This window comes from Desulfotruncus alcoholivorax DSM 16058 (assembly GCF_000430885.1).
In the GTDB taxonomy this organism is placed as follows: Bacteria; Bacillota; Desulfotomaculia; order Desulfotomaculales; family Desulfallaceae; genus Desulfotruncus; species Desulfotruncus alcoholivorax.
Genome location: NZ_AUMW01000014.1, coordinates 66009 through 83646, shown reverse-complemented (window position 1 = coordinate 83646; position 17638 = coordinate 66009). Strand labels below are relative to the sequence as shown.

Genomic DNA, 17638 nt, shown 5'->3' with positions numbered 1-17638 from the left:
ATGTTTCATAGCCATTTGCCTTCTGAAATCGGCATATAAGTTACCAAAAACTAGTTCATGGTAAAATTTTAAAACCAACAGCAGACATTTTAGCTTTGAAGCCACCATCAAAAGCACTTATTCTTTCTTGATCGACTAATACAATTAATTCGTCTTTAGCTCTCGAACAGCCGACATAGAACAGTTTGTACGCTACCAAAATACGATTTACTATTTCCGGTTTAAAGATAGCTTGAATAGATTTTAAAGTTGGTAGTTTATTTTTTTCTCGCTTCTCCTTATAGTCACACACGCTCTCATGAAAAATATAATTAAAATAGCTATTGCCCTTAAATTCATCAATTAATTGGTCAAACCGACTGATGTTTTCATCAGTGATATTTGGACTTTTCATTTTGCTAACTTTTATCCCTAAGTTCTGCTCTAATGCAGTAATGCAGGACTTAAATACATAGTAAAAATTTTGAAACGATTCTAAGCCGAAATGTTCTAATTGCGTATATATTCTAAAAAAGTCATACATATAAACATACGGCCTATTACTTTTTGAATCTTCGCTCCAAAAACAGACTTTTGGATATCCTTCGCCCTTAACGCCATGCTGAGTAGAAATGCTTTGACTATCTTTATAATCAATTAACCGCTTCATTTCACTCAATTGAATAGCAAGCAACTGCTCATAAACAGCTTTTCCTTCTTCATCTTCAATATGATGAATGTATTCTATGAAATCATCAGTAATTATATTTTGATCTACAAGGTACATTAGAAAATTTTCTAAGCTATATTTGCAATCATTAGAATATTCTTCAAAAACCTTCTTCAAGGCTTTTTGCACCCTCGCTTTGTCATCATGCTCGGAAACTTTCATAGATGGATGAAATACGTTCTTTTTTCGTCCATCTAGTGTAATAAACATTTGGCTGCTAAACAATTGTATAACTTCTGCATAATGTTTCGCATCAAAAGCAGCCTTTAACTGCCCAAAAGCATAAAAGAACTCAACAAGCGGGTCAGGACTATTTTCACCTTCAGGAGGCAGCATAACATCTATAGGTGTTACCTTACTGCCATATGGATATATATTTGAAATTCCATTAAAAATATTTTCCATTGTTTCATTCGGATTGTTTCGAGCAAATCTTGCTCTATTTGCAATTCGAAGAACAAGAAACCCATCAAGCTCGGACATATGTTCAGTATAATACGCCTCTATATTTTGACATATTATTAGTTTTGGTGATACACCATTGTATCCCTTCTTTGATTCTTGTCTGTCAGAATCTTTGCGTCCGTACAAATTATTTAGGACATCGACGATTTCTCCACATGAACGATGGTTAAATTTAAACTCTTTGGATAAAGAAGAGTCAAAATTTCTATATTCATTTTCAAATCCACCATCATAATTTTCGTATATTTCCTGCATCTTGTCGCCGAAATAGTATAGCTCCGTGGATGTACCTTTTACTGCATTGTAGAACAGGCGCAGTATTTTCGCATCAGTATCTTGTACTTCATCAACAAAGATATATTGAAACATCTCCCTAAGACGAAATTGAAGAACAGGGTATTTATCTAAAAATGAGAAAGCAAACTCCAACAGATTATCGTGAGAGAGCCCTCCATAATAGAGTGTATTATAATTCTTTTCGTTGTAATAAATGGACTTAGTGTTTTCTTTTATGAGCTTTATGGACACATCAAGCGAAGGCTCTAATCCTTTAGCAATCAAATACTTGCTATTCCTATTCTGTGGATCATCTATATTTAGCGCTTCGTTTTCTTGGATTCTTTTTTCTATATCGTTTTTATACAATTCGTAGTACAAATCTATAGCTTCAGAGTGGGCATAATAGGGCGATATAAAAAAATTCATGAAGCTGTGAATTGTACTTATGAACGCTTCTTCTGACAGTATTCTGGCTTGAAGTTCTTTCGCAGCTCTCTCTGTGTATGTAATACATAAAATCCGTGCAGAAGGATCTCTGTCTACTATGCTATTTACTTTATCTTGGATAAAATGCGTTTTACCGCTGCCAGCAGGCGCATTTATCAAAAACATATTTGACTCTATTTTTGCGCCAGCCATTCTAGCCCCTCCTTAATATAGTTTGGCATAACAGAATATTGTTTCCCCTTTTTAATAATAGAATACATGAAAGCGGATTTGCTATCTGAAAACCCTTCAACTATCTGTCGTATACACCTTTCAATCGTATCAATAGATTTATTTTGTTTTTTCTCTTTTTTAGTACGATTTGGTAAAATCAAAGAAAAACCGCTGGCCTCTTTAATCTTAGACCAATTTTTTCTTGTTAAGCAAGAAAAAACATTGAACTCTATCTCATTGCCATTATCTTCTAAAAGATCAGTATGATGTTTTTTTATATACTGAAACAAAAGAGCTTCCTCTAATGTCCGGGCGTAACCGTCTATTTCTGACTGAGTTTTTACCAGAATATTTTTCTTCTTATAGCAGGATGATTGCCATTTATAAATATCATTTATGTTTAGTTTGGCATTTTTTGACTGTCGATTATCTCGCCTACAAAAAAAACGAAGTGCTGCGTTGGTTGTCTTAAGTTTAAAGACTTTATTTTTATCCAAGCAGGTTTTAGGGTAGTCAATGTCTGTAAGTATTAGTGTGCTAATTTCAAGTTCATTTAGTAATTCCGCATATTTGTGAGCATATGCTCCACCTGCTTGTGCATAGGTAATATATTTTTGTGAAAGAGTGTCTAAAAATTCTAATTCATCTTTTTCCTCTTGACCACGATTGCCAAAAATAAGCGATTCAATATACATACGCTCAGTGTCACCTTCATAGATAATCGCCTTGTCGGCAAAAATCATGTTCGAAAAATTGATTTTAAAGAAAGTTTCATAAAAATTTTTTTCTGTTTTGTGTTTTTCTAAAAACATGGACATATCACAGATTACATTATTTAAGGGTTCTTTGGGTCGTATGACCTTTATATCTTTGAGATTGGCAGAACGTACAATTTCATCAGAATGGGTCGAAATAATTCCTTGGACATTACATAAACCTTCTTTTCCGGCATATTCGGAGTTTAAATAATTAACAAGCGTTCGCTGCATCTGTAGGTGCATATGCGATTCCGGCTCTTCTATCAGAAAAACGTTGACCAATCTAGGATCTGATTTCAATTTATATCTCATCAACTCAAGAGTAATATAAATAAGATTGCTGATTCCAAGTCCTTGAGATTCTTCTGCCAGCAAAACTTTTTCTGCATTCTGAGTGCCTGTTGGAATTGCATAATTTACCCGGATACTCTCTTTAAGAACCTGATATAGAAAATCCATCCCCATGTCAAGAACCATTGTGATTTCTTGAATATTTGTTTCTCCTACAGTGTTAAGGTTTTGCGAAATATTGTCTAAAAGTGTTTTCGCCTGTTCCACTAAGTAAGTATCAATGTTTTCAGTTGAAATGGCATTGAACATTTTATCAAGAATTTGTCGAATTTTTCCTTTCCATTCATTAGGGGACGTTTCATTCTTTCTTTCAATATTCAATAAATCAACAACGCTAGATGTCAGTGTTCTCTTTCCGCCTTCAGTATTGTCATTTAATTGTCGATCAGCGGAAAGATAGCTATAGTTGAACAAATCTGTGAATTCTTTTTTCTCCATCTTATGCGATAATGAGAAGTCCTCATTGGCATATTTATAAGCTATATCCAAACTATCGCCATAAAGCTCAAACAATTTTTCTATGAGCAATTGCCTGGATTTGGTGGCTTGCAGGTTTATTTTCGGGGACTCAGGCGATTTCGGATCACATGTTTTCTGTTTTTTTACAGCTTCAAAATATCGCTCCAAATAATTTCGTAACGAATCAACATTGACTTCAAGATTACTTTTTAAAGTCTTGGGATTGATCTCTTGTACGATTTCAAAATAAAAATTCCTTTTGTTTTCGTCCAAATCCATTAAATAGCGAGCAAATAGAGAGATATTCTCTTTAGGCTCGTATGTTACTGATATTTGGATGGATACATGATCTTCAATGATTTGCACATCGCCAGTGGTTTTATCAAAAAACAAATCTTGAATGTCTGATAGCAGTTGTTTTATATCAATTGGCAGTGAAGCGCTAAAACGCTTGTCAAACATATCGAATAGTTTATTAATTATTGCACTTTGGCTTATCAATGAGATGTCTTTAGATTTCAAAGTTTTTCTATTACCAAAAACACAGTCTAACAAATGAACAAGTGATGTCTTACCGCTATTATTTGCACCGGCAAGAACTGTTAGTTTGTCAGAAAAACTAATTTCAGTATCCATAAACCTTCTGTAGTTTTTAATTCGCATTTTCTCTATCCGCATAATTATCCTCCTTACCTATGCTCTACCGCTTCAATAACGCCGTCTAAATAGCTGTCCAGTTCCTCCGGCGTAGATCATCCCCCATGCGGCTAGCCAAACGATCTTCCTTTTTACGGAGGGTAAACGCCTCTATACTCATGAGCACAAGATCTCCCGCACCATTTTTGTAAAATATACCATCCCAGCGGACTTTACGGAAAGGCGCAAACCCATTGTAATTCTGTCGAATACTCAATAGTTTCAATCTTATTTTCCTTATAATGACAATCTAATCATATTATACTTCTTCCCCCGAATCAACGAATTACAGTCCTTATTACTAACATTTTCTCAACATAATAGAAAAAGGCGCTGATCTCTCAGTGCCTTAATTATTAATCATCTGTGCTATCACAAACTTCTTTATGATTTTCTCGCATTTTTTATTTCAACGTAACCTGTACCTCTTTGCCGAGGGAGCGGGCAACCTTAGACAGAAAGTCCAGGGATGGATTGTACGTTCCGCTTTCCAGGCGGCTGATATTGGATTTCTGGGTCCCAACCCGAAGCGCCAATTCTTCCTGGGTAATATTTTGGCTGGTGCGTGCTTCAATGATTTGCGAAATCACATCATAGCGCGGTTTCAGCTTTTCGTATTCAGCTTTGAATTCTTCGTCCTTCATCAAAAGCTCTTTCACTTCGGAAAACTTTGCTCCTGCCTTACTCATTGTCACACCTTCTTTCATAATCTTCTTTATAACGCAGTGCCCGTTCAATCTCTCTTTGCGGAGTTTTTTGAGTTTTTTTGGTGAAACCATGAAGCAGCACAAAAGTCTTCTGGCGGTATGTGAAATAGAAAATCCTGCTGATATCCGAGGCGAATTTGATTCTCAGTTCAAAAAGACCTTTGCCTCTTAAGGGCTTTACGTAAGGTTCCCTTAAATCAGGCCCATGCTTTTCCAGCAGTTCTATTTCGCTAAAGGCTTTCGCCCGCATTTTTGCTTCCAATGATAGCAGAAAATCCAGTACGGGAATATCTCCGTTTTCCTTTTTATAGTATTCCACTTGCCAATCCATGATACACCTCTAATCTTAGTGTATGCTTCACCTCACCATCATGTTATCATATACGATAACATAAATCAAGGAATTTGTAGTTTTTGTAAAACATCTAAACAGCAATCATCTTTCCATGCTATTTGACTGCCGTATCCTTAATACAATCCTTAGATAGTCGTTATAATCTTTCCCGCGCTGGGGCGGCTCGTCGGTAATGGTGTACGTGGGGGAAAGAAGGGCCTTGATGGTCTCCGCCGCCAGCCTTCCCGGTGCGTCGTTGTCCAGATGTAGGGCGATTTCGCTTATTTGCGGGTAATCCTTGAGGTACTGCGTCAAAGCGGCGGGCGGGGTGCTTTCCCCGATGTTCTTTTTCGGCTTGTAAATACCCGCCAGGGAGAGGCAGTTTTCCCGCCGCCAATCCCTGCCGGCCAGCAGCTCCAATGTGCCGTAGGACAAAAGGTCGATGGCGCTTTCAAACAGGTGCAGCTTGGTGGGTTTTTCCCTTGCCGGAACGGAGAAGGAGAAGTGCTTGTCGCTGCCGCTTGCGTCCCCCATAAACCTGCTGCCGGATGTGCCCCGGAGCGCGCCGTAGCGGGGAACGCCCTGCGGGTCGAAGCCGACAAAGACCGCGTTGTGGCGGTGGCGGCTTTCATACAGCCGTCCGGTTTGCAGGCAGTAATCAATTAAAGTGCTGTGTATGCCACGCCCTTTGAGATAGGCAGCCACGCGATCATTACTCTTGTTTTTCTCCGGCAACAGCAGCGTTCTCGGCCCGGCGGGTTCCCGTGCCTTTGACGGGACAGGGGGCTCAACAACCGCCTGCCCGTCTATCCGCATGACCGCCTCGGGGAGCGTCATGCCCCGGACCTTGATGAGATAATCCAAGGCGGAGCGCCCGCCGATGCCGCGGGACCACCAGCACCACTTCCCGTTGGATATTTTCAGGCTGTCATGGCTGCGGGTGGTATAGACATTGCCGGAAAAGTGGACCAGTTCCTGCGGTTCGTAATGCTGCAAATAAGTCAGCAGATCCATCTGTTTGACGTGCTTAATCTGTTCCGGGGCCACATAGGGCATAGCGATCACCTCCAAACGTAAAAAAGCACCGGATTTTGTCTTCCGATGCCTTTTAGGAAATTTTTGCAATGCGGCTATATCGCGCCGATTTTTTTGAGATAGGAAAAACCGTCCGTATGCCCGCGAAAATAAAGCTGCATACGCTCCATGTCCTCCATGCGGGTTGCAGTATCCAGGTAGTCCGTAAGGATTTTATGTTCTTCCGCGCTCAGAGCAATCGGCCCTTCGCCCTCCAGGACAGCCGAAATGAAAGGGTGCCGCTCCGTGAGTTCCCCTTTTCTTTGATGGAGTAGGCCATACTCGTAATTGTTGTGCAGCAAGTCAATAGCGGTGTCGCTGTCGATTTCAGGGAACAGCGCCGCAATCCGCTCCGGCAGGGTCTGGAATATAAAAGGTTCGTTCATTACGCGCCTCCTTCCTGGTTTTTTGTTTTACTGTAAGCCTGAGAAAATAGAAAGTCAAAACTGCTAAAGCTTATTCAGCCATTACCGTTCATAGCCTACGGCCTTTTTTTCGGGAATATCCATGTCCTCGTCCGGTCCGTCGTCCATTATCTCGTTTTCCGCCTTGTCCATATTTAGCAGGATGTTCAGTTCATGCAGCCGCGCGGATTTGCTTTGCAACTCCTGCTCCTTTTCAAAGGGGATGTCAATTTCTTTCTTGGCCGTTTCCATCTGCTGGCGGAGGGTTTTTAGCTGTTCCCGGCAATACGCCAGTTTTTTCGGCATTTCGGCCAAAGCATTGTTCAATCTTGTAATGTTGCCGTGCACATCCGCGCCCAAGGCCACCGTATGGCTGAGAGCGCCCTGGAACGTGATTTGATACTTCTTGTTGAAGCTGTCGAAAGAAAACAGCATCGGAAAGCCCAGGTAGCTGCCCATTTCCTGCGGCTCCGGGGAGGTCATCAGATTGCAGGCTTCCAGAATGGCCGCGCCCGCCTTGGCCTTTTCGGGGTAGGAAATGCCTTTGACCGTCATGCCCGCGAATTTGCTTTCCTCGACCTTCTCCCCGGTGGGTTCCTTTGCACTGTACTTTTCATACCGGGCAATGTCCTTCTCATAGCCCGCAATGCGTTCCTCGGTGGCTTTGATCTGCTTCGGTAAATGCTTGAGCAATCTGTCCTCCAGTGCATACCGCTGGTTCAGATGGTTGGCTTTCAGGAGCTTCAGCTTGGAAACCTGGATGTCTAAATCCATCTTTTCCTTGATGAGCGGGTTGCCCGTCGCCAGCGCCTTGACTTCCGCATAGGAAAGCGCCGTTTCATCAATGTCCTCCGCGCTTCTTACGGGGGATTTGCTGGTCATAATCTGTGAGATGAAACGCTGCTTGTTTTCAAGGATTTGATATAAATAGGCGTCGAAGGTGTTTTCTGTGACGTAGCGGAGAATATACACCTCGTCGTTTTTGTTGCCCTGGCGGACAATCCTGCCGCTGCGCTGTTCCAAATCTCTTGGCCGGTCGAGTAGGTCGGCGGCATTACTGCCGCCTTCCCCTCTAAGAACCGTGCATGAGAGTTTCCCCTCACACGGCTCAAGCAACTCAAAGCCTTTTCATAAAAGGCCGGCTCAATCAACATCATAACGGTTTTGTTTGTAGCACTTGTCATGCACTAGGAGCTTGATTGACTTTCCGTCTTGTATCCGTTCCCGTACATTCCATTGCGTATCTTTGGTAATGGGTTCGCCGCATATGGGGCAAAGTCTGTTTTGCTGATTCCAGATATACAGGAGCGATCTTCTGCCCTTTAGTGAAAGCAGCATCTTGTAGGTTTCGCGCTCCTGAAAGTAGTCGTTCCACTCGGTATCAAACGGATTCGCATCCCCGGTAATCTTTTTGTGACGGATGATATTGACATCCGTCATTAATTTCAGTGGAAAGACATCCTTTTTCCCACTTTTGTCGAGTGTGACCGCAAACCGCCAGCTTCTGGTTCTGATTCTCTGAAAATACCGGTTGGCTATCCAGCGCATTCCCTTTTTCGGGTGGCGCCGTTTTGCCCATTGCCATAGTTTGCGGAAAATCTGGTCATCGACACGTTGGAAGGTTTCAGAGGATGCACTGTTTCGGTAATAGTTCGCCCAGCCGATGATTTTCGGATTCAGGAGTCGAATTAACGTTTCCTGTTTGCAGGATTTGTTTTCCTCAATGACAGAACGAATCCCATCCAGGAATTGCTTAACCTTTACTTTGGACGGCTTGGTCAGAAGAAAGCCGTTATACTTGCGGATGTTAAAGCCTAGAAAATCAAAGCCCTCATCAATATGCGTGATAAGCGTCTTTTCCTCGGAGAGAACCAAGCCACGTTCTGTAAGAAAATCTACAAGGAGCGGCTTGACTTCTTTTTCTAAAACATCCCTATCGGCGCTGGTGATGATAAAATCATCCGCATAACGCACAAGATTTACCATAGGCGAAACAAGCTTGCCTTTGATACTTCTGCGCTTGTATCTCTCTGCCAGCATCGGTTGAATGCCGTCTAAAACCATGTTTGCCAACGTAGGGGAGATAATACCGCCCTGGGGCGTACCTTCCTCTGTTGGGAACAACTCCTTTTTGAAGATGAAGCCGCATTTCAGCCATTTTTCCAGCATCACTTTGTCCATGGGAATATGCTTTAAGAGCCAATCATGGCTGATATGGTCAAAGCAGCCCTTGATGTCACCCTCCAAAACCCATTGCGGAGAGTAACCGTGGGATAAAACCGTGTGACACTGGGTAATAGCGTCCTGACAGCACCGTTCTTTCCTGAATCCGTAGGAATGCTGGTCTGCTGTGACTTCCGCAATGGGTTCCAAAGCCATGAGGTATAATGCCTGCATAGCCCTGTCCTTCATCGTAGGAATGCCCAGCGGGCGAAGCTTTCCGTTGCTCTTTTTGATATAGACTCTTTTGAGCGGCTGGGGGGTGTATCCTCTTCTTTTCAGCAAAATAATTGCCTCGAATTTGGCTTTTGGCGTTGTCCATAGCTCATGGTCAACACCGGAGGTTTTACTACCGTCATTTGTTGTCACCCGTTTGACCGCCAATGCTTTGGCATAAAACGAGTGTGTCAGCGTCCACTGCAAGGCTTGCACCTTGCCGTGTCTGCCTTCTTTTTGAGCCTTTACAATACGAGCTTGCAGCTTTTTTACCTCGTACTCGCACCTGTTCCAGTCGATGCTGTCCCAGGCAGCAGCGCGGTCAGAAGTCGCACACGCAGTTTGATTTGCGTTCATTTGCCTTACTCCTTTCAAAAGTTCTGTAAGTTTCTTGTAAAGAGTTACCTACCGCAGAAATCTGCTCACTTTCGTGCGGGGTGACGTTGAAACCCCTATCCGTCCCATTACAGGACGGCCTTCGCTTTTTCTGCAATCCTATACCTGCATCTCTGTCGGCTTTCCTTACGGAATGCTTTCCTGCACAGGGCAGGAGAGGTACAGGCTTACCTTGTTCCGCATAAATAACAATGAATCGCTTAGACCCTATCTACTCCACCGGCAGCGCGAATGTCCGTGCAATCCCACCATGGAGAGGATTGACCGGCTGCTTCCCATTTTGGGCTAGAGCCTGACAGCAACTTTGGCTCCTTGGACGTTACGATGTTTATACGATAGTTCACATATGTTGGTCATACGATTCAAGCCTAGCCCCCCAGCCGTATTGTGCTAACAGCTATTGCGTCCACCTCACGGTTTTCGCTCTTTTGCCACAGGGCAAAAGGGGTACATTGTCATGACAGCTTCACAAAGAACCGTTGCCAGTTCTCCATGTGTCACTAGGCTACCGCTAACGGAATAGCGGGTTTAGTCACAGTGCTAAACAATTATTTATGCGACTTCAAGTCGCACCCAGGGGCAGTCAAGGTCGTGCAACGCAATCAGGCGGTCCTGGACATTAGTGCCTGCCCCCATTTTAAAGGTGCTTCCAACAAGTATGCGCACCTGTCCCGCGCGCACTCTGGCAAACAGCTCTTTTTTCCGGGTTTCCGTGTTGGCGTCGTGGATGAAAGCGATCTCGTCGGCGGGAACGCCGCGGGCCGTTAGCTTTTGGCGAACATCGTCGTAGACGTTGAAATTTCCGTCGTTTTTCGGGGTGGACAGATCGCAGAACACAAGTTGGGTCAGCTTTTGGTCGCGGTGGTCCTGCCAGAAGCGGAAGATATTATCCACGCAAGCATTCACCTTGCTTTCTTCATGGTCGGGCAGCATGGGATTGGCCAGGCGCTGGTCAAGGGCCAGCTTGCGTCCGTCGTTAGTGATTTTCAGCATGTTGTCCTCATAGGGCTCCACCATCCGGTTGCGCACCTTTTCGGCGCGCTTGCCAAGCTCGGCCACCATGTCCTGCTGAAACTCGCTGGGCTTGACCACCACGTTGCGGTAGTTGGCCTTGGGCACGGGGAGGTCCAGCATATCCGCCGTTTTGATGTCCGCGATTTCCTTGAACATGCTCATGAGTTCAGGCAGGTTGTAGAACCGGGCGAAGCGTGTTTTGGCCCGGTAGCCCGTGCCCTCCGGCGCAAGCTCGATGGCGGTCACGGTTTCCCCGAAGGTGGAGGCCCAGCAGTCGAAATGCTGGAGTCCTTGTTTGCGCAGGGCTTCGTATTGCAGGTATCTTTGCATGGTGTACATCTCGGTCATGGAGTTGGAGATGGGCGTGCCCGTGGCAAAAACGATGCCGCGGCCTTCCGTCAGTTCGTCGAGATAGCGGCATTTGGCAAAGAGGTCAGAGGATTTTTTGGCCTCGGTCTGGGCCAGGCCCGCCACGTTGCGCATCTTGGTATATAAAAACAGGTTTTTGTAAAAGTCCGCCTCGTCCACGAAAAGGCGGTCAACGCCCAATTCCTCGAAGGTGACAACATCATCCTTGCGGCTGGTGTCATTGAGCTTTTTCAGCTTCAATTCCAGGTTCTTTTTGGTCCTTTCAAGCTGCTTGATGGCGTAGCGTTCGCCGCGCTCCGCCTTAAGTTCCCGGATGCCGTCGGTAATCTCCCATATTTGTTCCTGCAATTGGCGCTTTTGCCGCTCGGCGGAAATGGGGATTTTCTCGAACTGGCTGTGCCCGATGATCACCGCGTCGTAGTCACCAGTGGCGATGCGGGCGCAGAATTTCTTGCGGTTCTTGGTTTCAAAGTCCTTTTTAGTAGCCACGAGAATGTTGGCCGATGGGTAAAGCTGCAAGAATTCCCCGGCCCATTGCTCCGTCAGGTGGTTGGGCACAACGAACAGGCTCTTGTTGCAAAGTCCCAAATGCTTGCCTTCCATCGCGGCGGCGGCCATCTCGTAGGTCTTGCCTGCCCCCACGCAATGGGCTAGCAGGGTGTTGCCGCCGTAAAGGATATGGGCCACCGCGTCCACCTGATGCTGGCGCAGGGTAATTTCCGGATTCATGCCGGTGAATTTGATATGGCTGCCGTCGTACTCGCGGGGCCGGATGGCGTTGAAGCGGTCGTTGTAGATTCTGGTCAGCCGTTCCCGGCGCTGGGGGTCTTTCCATATCCAATCCCGGAACGCTTCCTTGATGGCCTCCTGCTTCTGCTGGGCGATGGCGGTTTCCTTTTTGTTGAGGACGCGCGTTTCGTTGCCGTCTGCATCGTACCTGGTATCAAAGATACGCACGTCTTTGAGATTCAGAGTTTCTTCGATAATCCTATAGGCGTTGATGCGGCTGGTTCCATAGGTCATGATGGCCTTGATGTTGACGTTGCGATCGTGGTTTTTCCCCTTAATATTCCAGTTGGCGGTATAGCTCGAATAGAGAACATCAATATAGCCCCTGTACATATGGGGAGTTTCCAAAAGCTCAAGGATAAAGTCCTTGATCACATCGGGAGGCAACCAGGTCGCGCCCAGCCGCACGTCGATTTCGGAGGCGGACAGGTCTTTGGGCTGCACCGCTTCCAGCGCTTTGATGTTGACCGCGATCTTTTCCGCCTGTTCGGGAGGCAGGATTTTGGCAAGCCTCTGTACCTGCCTGAGTTTTTCCCGCACATTGCCCGAAAGGTAGGCGTCCGCCGTGACATAGGGGAAAGATTCCACATTAAAGAAGGCGCGGGGGACGTTTTCCGGCTCCACCTTGCCGAAGTCCCGGAAGATCACGCCCTGCAGGTCTGCCGCAAGCTGTTCTTCCAAAAATCCCGTCAAGCTGTGCATGAAACCTAAGTCCACGCAGGCTTTTTCCGCGATGGAGATGGCCAAGGCTTCGGCGGCGGTGTCCACATGGGCCACGCTGGTACGCTGCCGGATGGTGCGCTTGGTAAACATATCCGCCTTGCGCTCCATCTCGCCGTTTTCGTCCAGCACCTCCAAGGAGCAGAGCAGGCAGTAGGCGCTGTCGTCGGCAAAGGCCATGCTGTTGCCCCGGCTGTTGATCAGGCCGTATTTGGCGGTAAAGGCGTCGTAGAGGCGGTTCAGCTTGTGCTGCTGCGCCCGGATGGTTTCGTCGCTGTAATCCTCGGTCTGGTACTCGATCAGTTCACGGACGCAGTCCCGCAGCTCGATCATGCCCTTGATGCGGCCCTGGGCCGTGACGGAGGTTTCCACCCGGTTCATCCGGCTGTTTTCCCGGAAGTAGATTTCGCCGTCCACCAGGCAATAGCTGAAATTACGGACATTGGGGTCCGCCGGGATGGAGGATGTATCGGTGTCCTCGCTGATGTCGTCGATCTCGTAATCATTAATCTCGGGGTGGATGTTTTCCAACGCCTCCCGGAGAATCTCGGCAAGGTCGGCGTCCTCATGGGGCAGGCAAGCTGTCTCGGATTCGTTGCCGTACATGCTCTTGTCAAAGACCATCGTGCCCAGCACCATGTCCGGGTTGTCGGCAAAATATTGGTTAACGGGCACGCCGTCCTCGGTAGTGGAGAGATGCACCCAGTCCAGTTCCACGTCCATCACGCGGTCGCGCTTCTGCAAAAAGAGGATGTCAGTGGTAACCTCGGTTCCGGCGTTGGCCAGAAACGCATTGTTGGGCAATCTGACCGCCCCTAAAAGCTCGGCCCGCTGCGCGATGTATTTGCGCACCTCGGGGTTTTGTTTATCCATTGTGCCTTTGGACGTGATGAAGGCGATAATCCCGCCGGGCCGCACCTTGTCCAAGGTCTTGGCAAAGAAATAGTCGTGGATGTAAAACTTGTGTTTGTCGTATTTCTTGTCTGACACACTGTAAGAACCGAAAGGCACGTTGCCGACAGCCAGGTCGAAAAAGCTGTCGGGCAGGTTGGTTTCCTCAAAGCCCTGCACCGCGATATTGGCCTGCTGATAAAGCTGCTTGGCGATCCGGCCCGTGACGCCGTCCAGCTCCACTCCGTAAAGCCTGGAGTCTTTCATGCTCTCGGGCACCAGGCCGAAGAAGTTGCCGCTGCCGCAGGCGGGCTCCAAGATGTTGCCGGTCTGAAAGCCCATGTTTTCCAAACAGGTGTAGATGGCTTTAATCACGACGGGCGACGTGTAGTGGGCATTAAGGGTGGAGGCCCGCGCGGAATTGTATTCGTCCTCGTCCAGCAGCTCCTTCAGCTCCGCGTATTCCTTTGCCCACTGGGGGTTGTCTTTGTCAAAGACTTGCGGCAGGCTGCCCCAGCCAACGTATTTTGACAGGATCTCCTGTTCTTGCGGGGTGGCCAGTCGGTTTTCTTCCTCTAACTGGTTGACCAGGCAGACGGCCGCGACATTCCAGGCGTACTTGGTCTTTTGGCCGCCTACGCCCAGGTTGTCGTCGGTGATCCGGAAATTGACGCGGGGCTGCTTCGCTGGTTCCGGCACAAGGTGCAGGCGGGCTTTGGCAGCCTCGCCGCCCTGTGCCTTCTGCCGGACGGGGTCCGTCTGCTGTTCCAAAACGCGGCGCACGAAGCCGACGCTCTCTCGGCGGAAGATGGGGAAGCCTACACCGTTTTGGAAGGTGATGTCCCGCAGGCTGACCGTGCCGGTTTCCTCGTCAATCGTGTCAATGGCAAAGCGGCGGCCGTCGATGGACAATTCCAGGCCCGCGGCTATTTCTTTTTCGGCTGGTTGTTTTCCCGTTTCCCCGGCTTGGCCGTCCGGTAACTCCAAGTCAAGTTCCACAGAGGATTTTTCATCTTCACTGCTGTCGCTGTCGAAGGTAATGGTATCCTCTTGGCGGGGGACGGTCGCATCCCCGGTTTGCCGCACCCACTCTGGCGCGTCGGGGTCGTCGCCGTGAAGAGTCGCCAGGTCGCGGGTTTCCGTCAGGTAATCCTGATAGGTCCGCTGGAACACGTCCTCGGCAAGCCATTCCCGAAACTGCGGCAGGGTGGCGTAGGCTTCGTAAAAGTCCTGGTGTTCCTCCCGCATGGAAAGGGCAATCCGGTCAAGGGCCTCGTCCAGCTCCCGCTTGGCGCTGTCGGGATCGGTGTCCCGATCACGCAGGTAGGGGTAAATCTCATCTGCTCGCACCCTGTCGATAACCTGGGACAGATATTCCCGGTATAGCGCACGGGGCAGCGACTTTTCCGTTTTTTCTTCGGCTGGTTGTTCCGGTGCTTCCTCGGTTATAAGGTGGTCGTTGAGGGAATTTTCCCGCAGCATCCGTTCAAAGTCGCTTCGCGCAAGCTCCTTGCTGAAAAGCGGAAAGCTCACGTCCCGGAGCTGCACGGTGCTGTTGTCGAAAGCCAAAACTTCATATTCGTCCGTGCCGATATAGACCGTGCTGCCAAGGGAAAAGGCGTAATGCGCGTTTTCCTGCGACGGCGGCGTTGCCTCGGCGGAGGCGGGCTCCCGGTTCAGGATTTCGCGGGCGTAGGCTTCCTCGGCAAGCTGCTGGCGGCGTTCCTCCATCTGCTGCCGGTAGGCGGGCAATTGCTCTTTCTCCTTGTCGCTCAAATAGCGGTCGGCGGCAATCAACTCGCCGATTCGCTTCTGCACCTTCATCCAGGGCAGAAGGATTTTTACCTCCGGACCGGTGTGCCTTCTCCTGGTGAAGGTGATGCCTTTGCCATCGTGCCATTCGTCAATTTCCAGGTCGGGCAGGGCAGGGGCGCGTCCGCCAGTGCTGTACTCCTTTTTCAGAAAGTCGGCGTTTTCTTTGGCGGAGGCGTTTTGCTGGAAGTAGAGATAAATCCGGTATTTGCCGCCCTGGACACCGCTGCCTTGCCGTAAAACCACGTCGATGTCTTCCTGTGCCATAGAAAAAGCGGAGGATTTTTCGTCCTCCGCCTGTTCTATGGCCTCTATTTGCTGTTCTTCGGTTGGCAGCAGGGTTAGCTGTAAATAAGCTCCGCCAGTACGCTTTCCTCGGCCTGGTGCTTGAGGCTGTTCATGTGCCCCGTCCAGCCCAGCGGGTCGGTCACCTTGTCCGGGGCGGGGCTCTTTTCCAGGAGTTGCGCCGTGATCCGCTCGACGCGCTCCCGCGCCGTCCGGTCGATCTCCGCCAGGTGGCTGTTCAGGTCCCCGGACAGCATCAGGCTGGCGTACATTCCTTTCCGGTGGTTTTTCAGGTATGTTCTGCGCAACATCCCATATTTGCCGATGTGCGTTTGTTCTTCCGGCAGGGCCAGGTCGGGTATCAGATAATCGCCCTGCTGCGTGTAGGTCAGTTCCATGCTCACCGCTCCTTTCATCACTTTGCTTTACGGTTTTATTGTGCGCTTCGCCTCGACTTTTGGCAAATGTGCGTCTTTGGTTTCGCTCCGCTTTTTGCATGTCCTTGACCGTGGCTTCGATTTCCCGCAGGAGCATTTCCGCTATGTCGCTGGTGGCCGCGCCCAGGCGGGAAACGGTGTCGAGGGTATTGAAATTAAGGACGCTCTGAAAATCCTCAAAGGTCGGGTATTCGTCGGCATTGTAGCCGCAACGGGTTAAGAGCATATAGGCCACGGAGCTTTTCAGGGCGTCCTTGAAAAACACCTCGACGTTCAGCTTGTCCAGTGCTTCCAAAAAGCTGCTTTCCCGGAAAGAAAGCAGCTCGGACAGGTAATCCGTGCAATTGTCGTCCACCGCGTTTGCGGCGGCACTAAGCAGGGCATGGGGCAGGCTGCTTTTTTCGGCTAACTCCCCAAAGGTATTTTCCAGGGATTCCGTCACCGCCTCGGCGTATCGGTCTCGCATTTCCCACAGCGGGACGGGACGGTTGTAGCGGCTGTTGGTGTCGCTCACGTCGAACACATGACGGAGCCTTAAGCGGCTGCCACTGTCGTCGATGAGGGCAATGCCCTTTACGCCTTTGTTTACCCACCGTCCCAGTTTCCCGTTCCACACTTCAATGGGAGCGCAGGCCGTCGCGTCGGGCCGCTGGGCGTAAATCAAAAGCTGGTCTTGAAACGGATATTTGTAGCTCCAGGCCGCGGTTTTCAGGAAGGAAGTCCAGTTGGCATGGCTTCTGGTAAGGCTGCGGGCCGTCCTTTCGGAAAGCTCTGTGATCAGTTGCAGCTTGGTTGCCAATGCGCATCCCTCCTTACTTCAATATATATTGGTTGGACAGCCTGCCGCCGTCCTCGGAGTACCGGGGAGCAATGCCGATCATGTCCAACCGCCGCAAGCGGTTCAGATTGCGGCTGGTGGCTGAACGGGACAGGCCCACGCTTTTGCCAAGGTTTTTAATGGATATGGCCACGTTGTTGTGGCGGCCTCCCGCCATGTCCAGCAGGTAGCAGTAGAGGAGCTTTGCCGACGCAGGGGCGTGGAGGCCCGCGCACAGCCTGTATCTGGTCAGATCGTTCATGCTTTCCCTCCCTCCTTAAAAGCACGGGGCCTCACCGTTCCGGTTCGTGCTTTTTCTTATGGATTGGTTTGCTCTGTGCTTGCTCGCGCAGTCGTTCCTTTTCGTTTATATAGCAGTATATATAGAAGTTGTAATCGCCCCCATGCGGAAAGCAGCGGATATAGTAGCGGTGTCTGCCGGTATCCACCCGAAAGCCGTAAACGTCGGGATGCCACGCGCCCGGAATCCTGGCTTCCGGGTGTGCATGGCAAAATTCCGCCATGCTGCCGCGGTCCTTCAATAGCCCCTGTTTCCGCAGGGAATTGATAAGTACATCAAATTCGTCCTTAAACGCCGGTGTCTTCAGGTCCCCTTGATGCTCCCACCAGGTGCTCCAAAACTCCTTGCCACCGTGCCCGAAGTCGCCGCGCAGATGGCCGATGCAGCCAAGCTCCTTGTCCCTTTCGGCGTTGGAGTAGAACAGGGCGGCTTCCTCCGGGGCGGCAACATTGATTACAAATGCCATTTTGCTCAC

The 17638-nt window shown here is 48.5% G+C and carries 10 protein-coding genes and 1 pseudogene; all 11 read right to left on the bottom strand.

Annotated features, from left to right (window positions below; translation table 11 throughout):
* Window positions 1-55: 55 nt before the first annotated feature.
* Window positions 56-2092 (bottom strand): UvrD-helicase domain-containing protein, encoded by a 2037-nt coding sequence (locus tag H569_RS0108370; RefSeq protein WP_027364631.1) that lies wholly within the window; start codon window positions 2090-2092, stop codon window positions 56-58.
* Complete coding sequence (locus H569_RS0108365) at window positions 2074-4359, bottom strand: AAA family ATPase (protein WP_027364630.1); 2286 nt, start codon at window positions 4357-4359, stop codon at window positions 2074-2076. Before H569_RS0108365 ends, H569_RS0108370 begins: the two co-directional genes overlap by 19 nt.
* Window positions 4360-4781: 422 nt before the next feature.
* The gene (locus tag H569_RS0108355; protein ID WP_027364629.1) at window positions 4782-5066 is read right to left on the bottom strand and encodes a helix-turn-helix transcriptional regulator; all 285 of its coding nucleotides are present in this window, start codon (window positions 5064-5066) and stop codon (window positions 4782-4784) included.
* Entirely contained in the window at window positions 5059-5415 is a 357-nt protein-coding gene (locus tag H569_RS0108350; RefSeq protein ID WP_027364628.1) for a type II toxin-antitoxin system RelE/ParE family toxin, read from the bottom strand. Before H569_RS0108350 ends, H569_RS0108355 begins: the two co-directional genes overlap by 8 nt.
* Window positions 5416-5520: 105 nt before the next feature.
* On the bottom strand, window positions 5521-6474 hold the full coding sequence (locus H569_RS0108345) for a DUF3991 and TOPRIM domain-containing protein (protein WP_027364627.1): 954 nt from the start codon (window positions 6472-6474) through the stop codon (window positions 5521-5523).
* 74 nt (window positions 6475-6548) lie between these two features.
* A complete protein-coding gene (locus tag H569_RS0108340; protein ID WP_027364626.1) occupies window positions 6549-6878 on the bottom strand; it encodes a DUF6664 family protein in 330 nt (109 codons plus the stop codon).
* 81 nt (window positions 6879-6959) lie between these two features.
* Window positions 6960-7931: pseudogene (locus tag H569_RS19710) on the bottom strand (DEAD/DEAH box helicase family protein); the annotation flags it as partial.
* A 108-nt stretch (window positions 7932-8039) separates the two neighbouring features.
* A complete protein-coding gene (gene ltrA, locus H569_RS0108330; RefSeq protein WP_027364625.1) occupies window positions 8040-9689 on the bottom strand; it encodes a group II intron reverse transcriptase/maturase in 1650 nt (549 codons plus the stop codon).
* Between the two features lie 591 nt (window positions 9690-10280).
* Entirely contained in the window at window positions 10281-16844 is a 6564-nt protein-coding gene (locus H569_RS19705; protein ID WP_456072955.1) for an N-6 DNA methylase, read from the bottom strand.
* A 13-nt stretch (window positions 16845-16857) separates the two neighbouring features.
* The gene (locus H569_RS0108320) at window positions 16858-17124 is read right to left on the bottom strand and encodes a helix-turn-helix domain-containing protein (protein WP_027364624.1); all 267 of its coding nucleotides are present in this window, start codon (window positions 17122-17124) and stop codon (window positions 16858-16860) included.
* A gap of 31 nt (window positions 17125-17155) precedes the next feature.
* Window positions 17156-17629, bottom strand: coding sequence for a hypothetical protein (locus H569_RS19700; RefSeq protein ID WP_051273464.1), 474 nt, complete (start codon window positions 17627-17629; stop codon window positions 17156-17158).
* Window positions 17630-17638 lie beyond the last annotated feature (9 nt).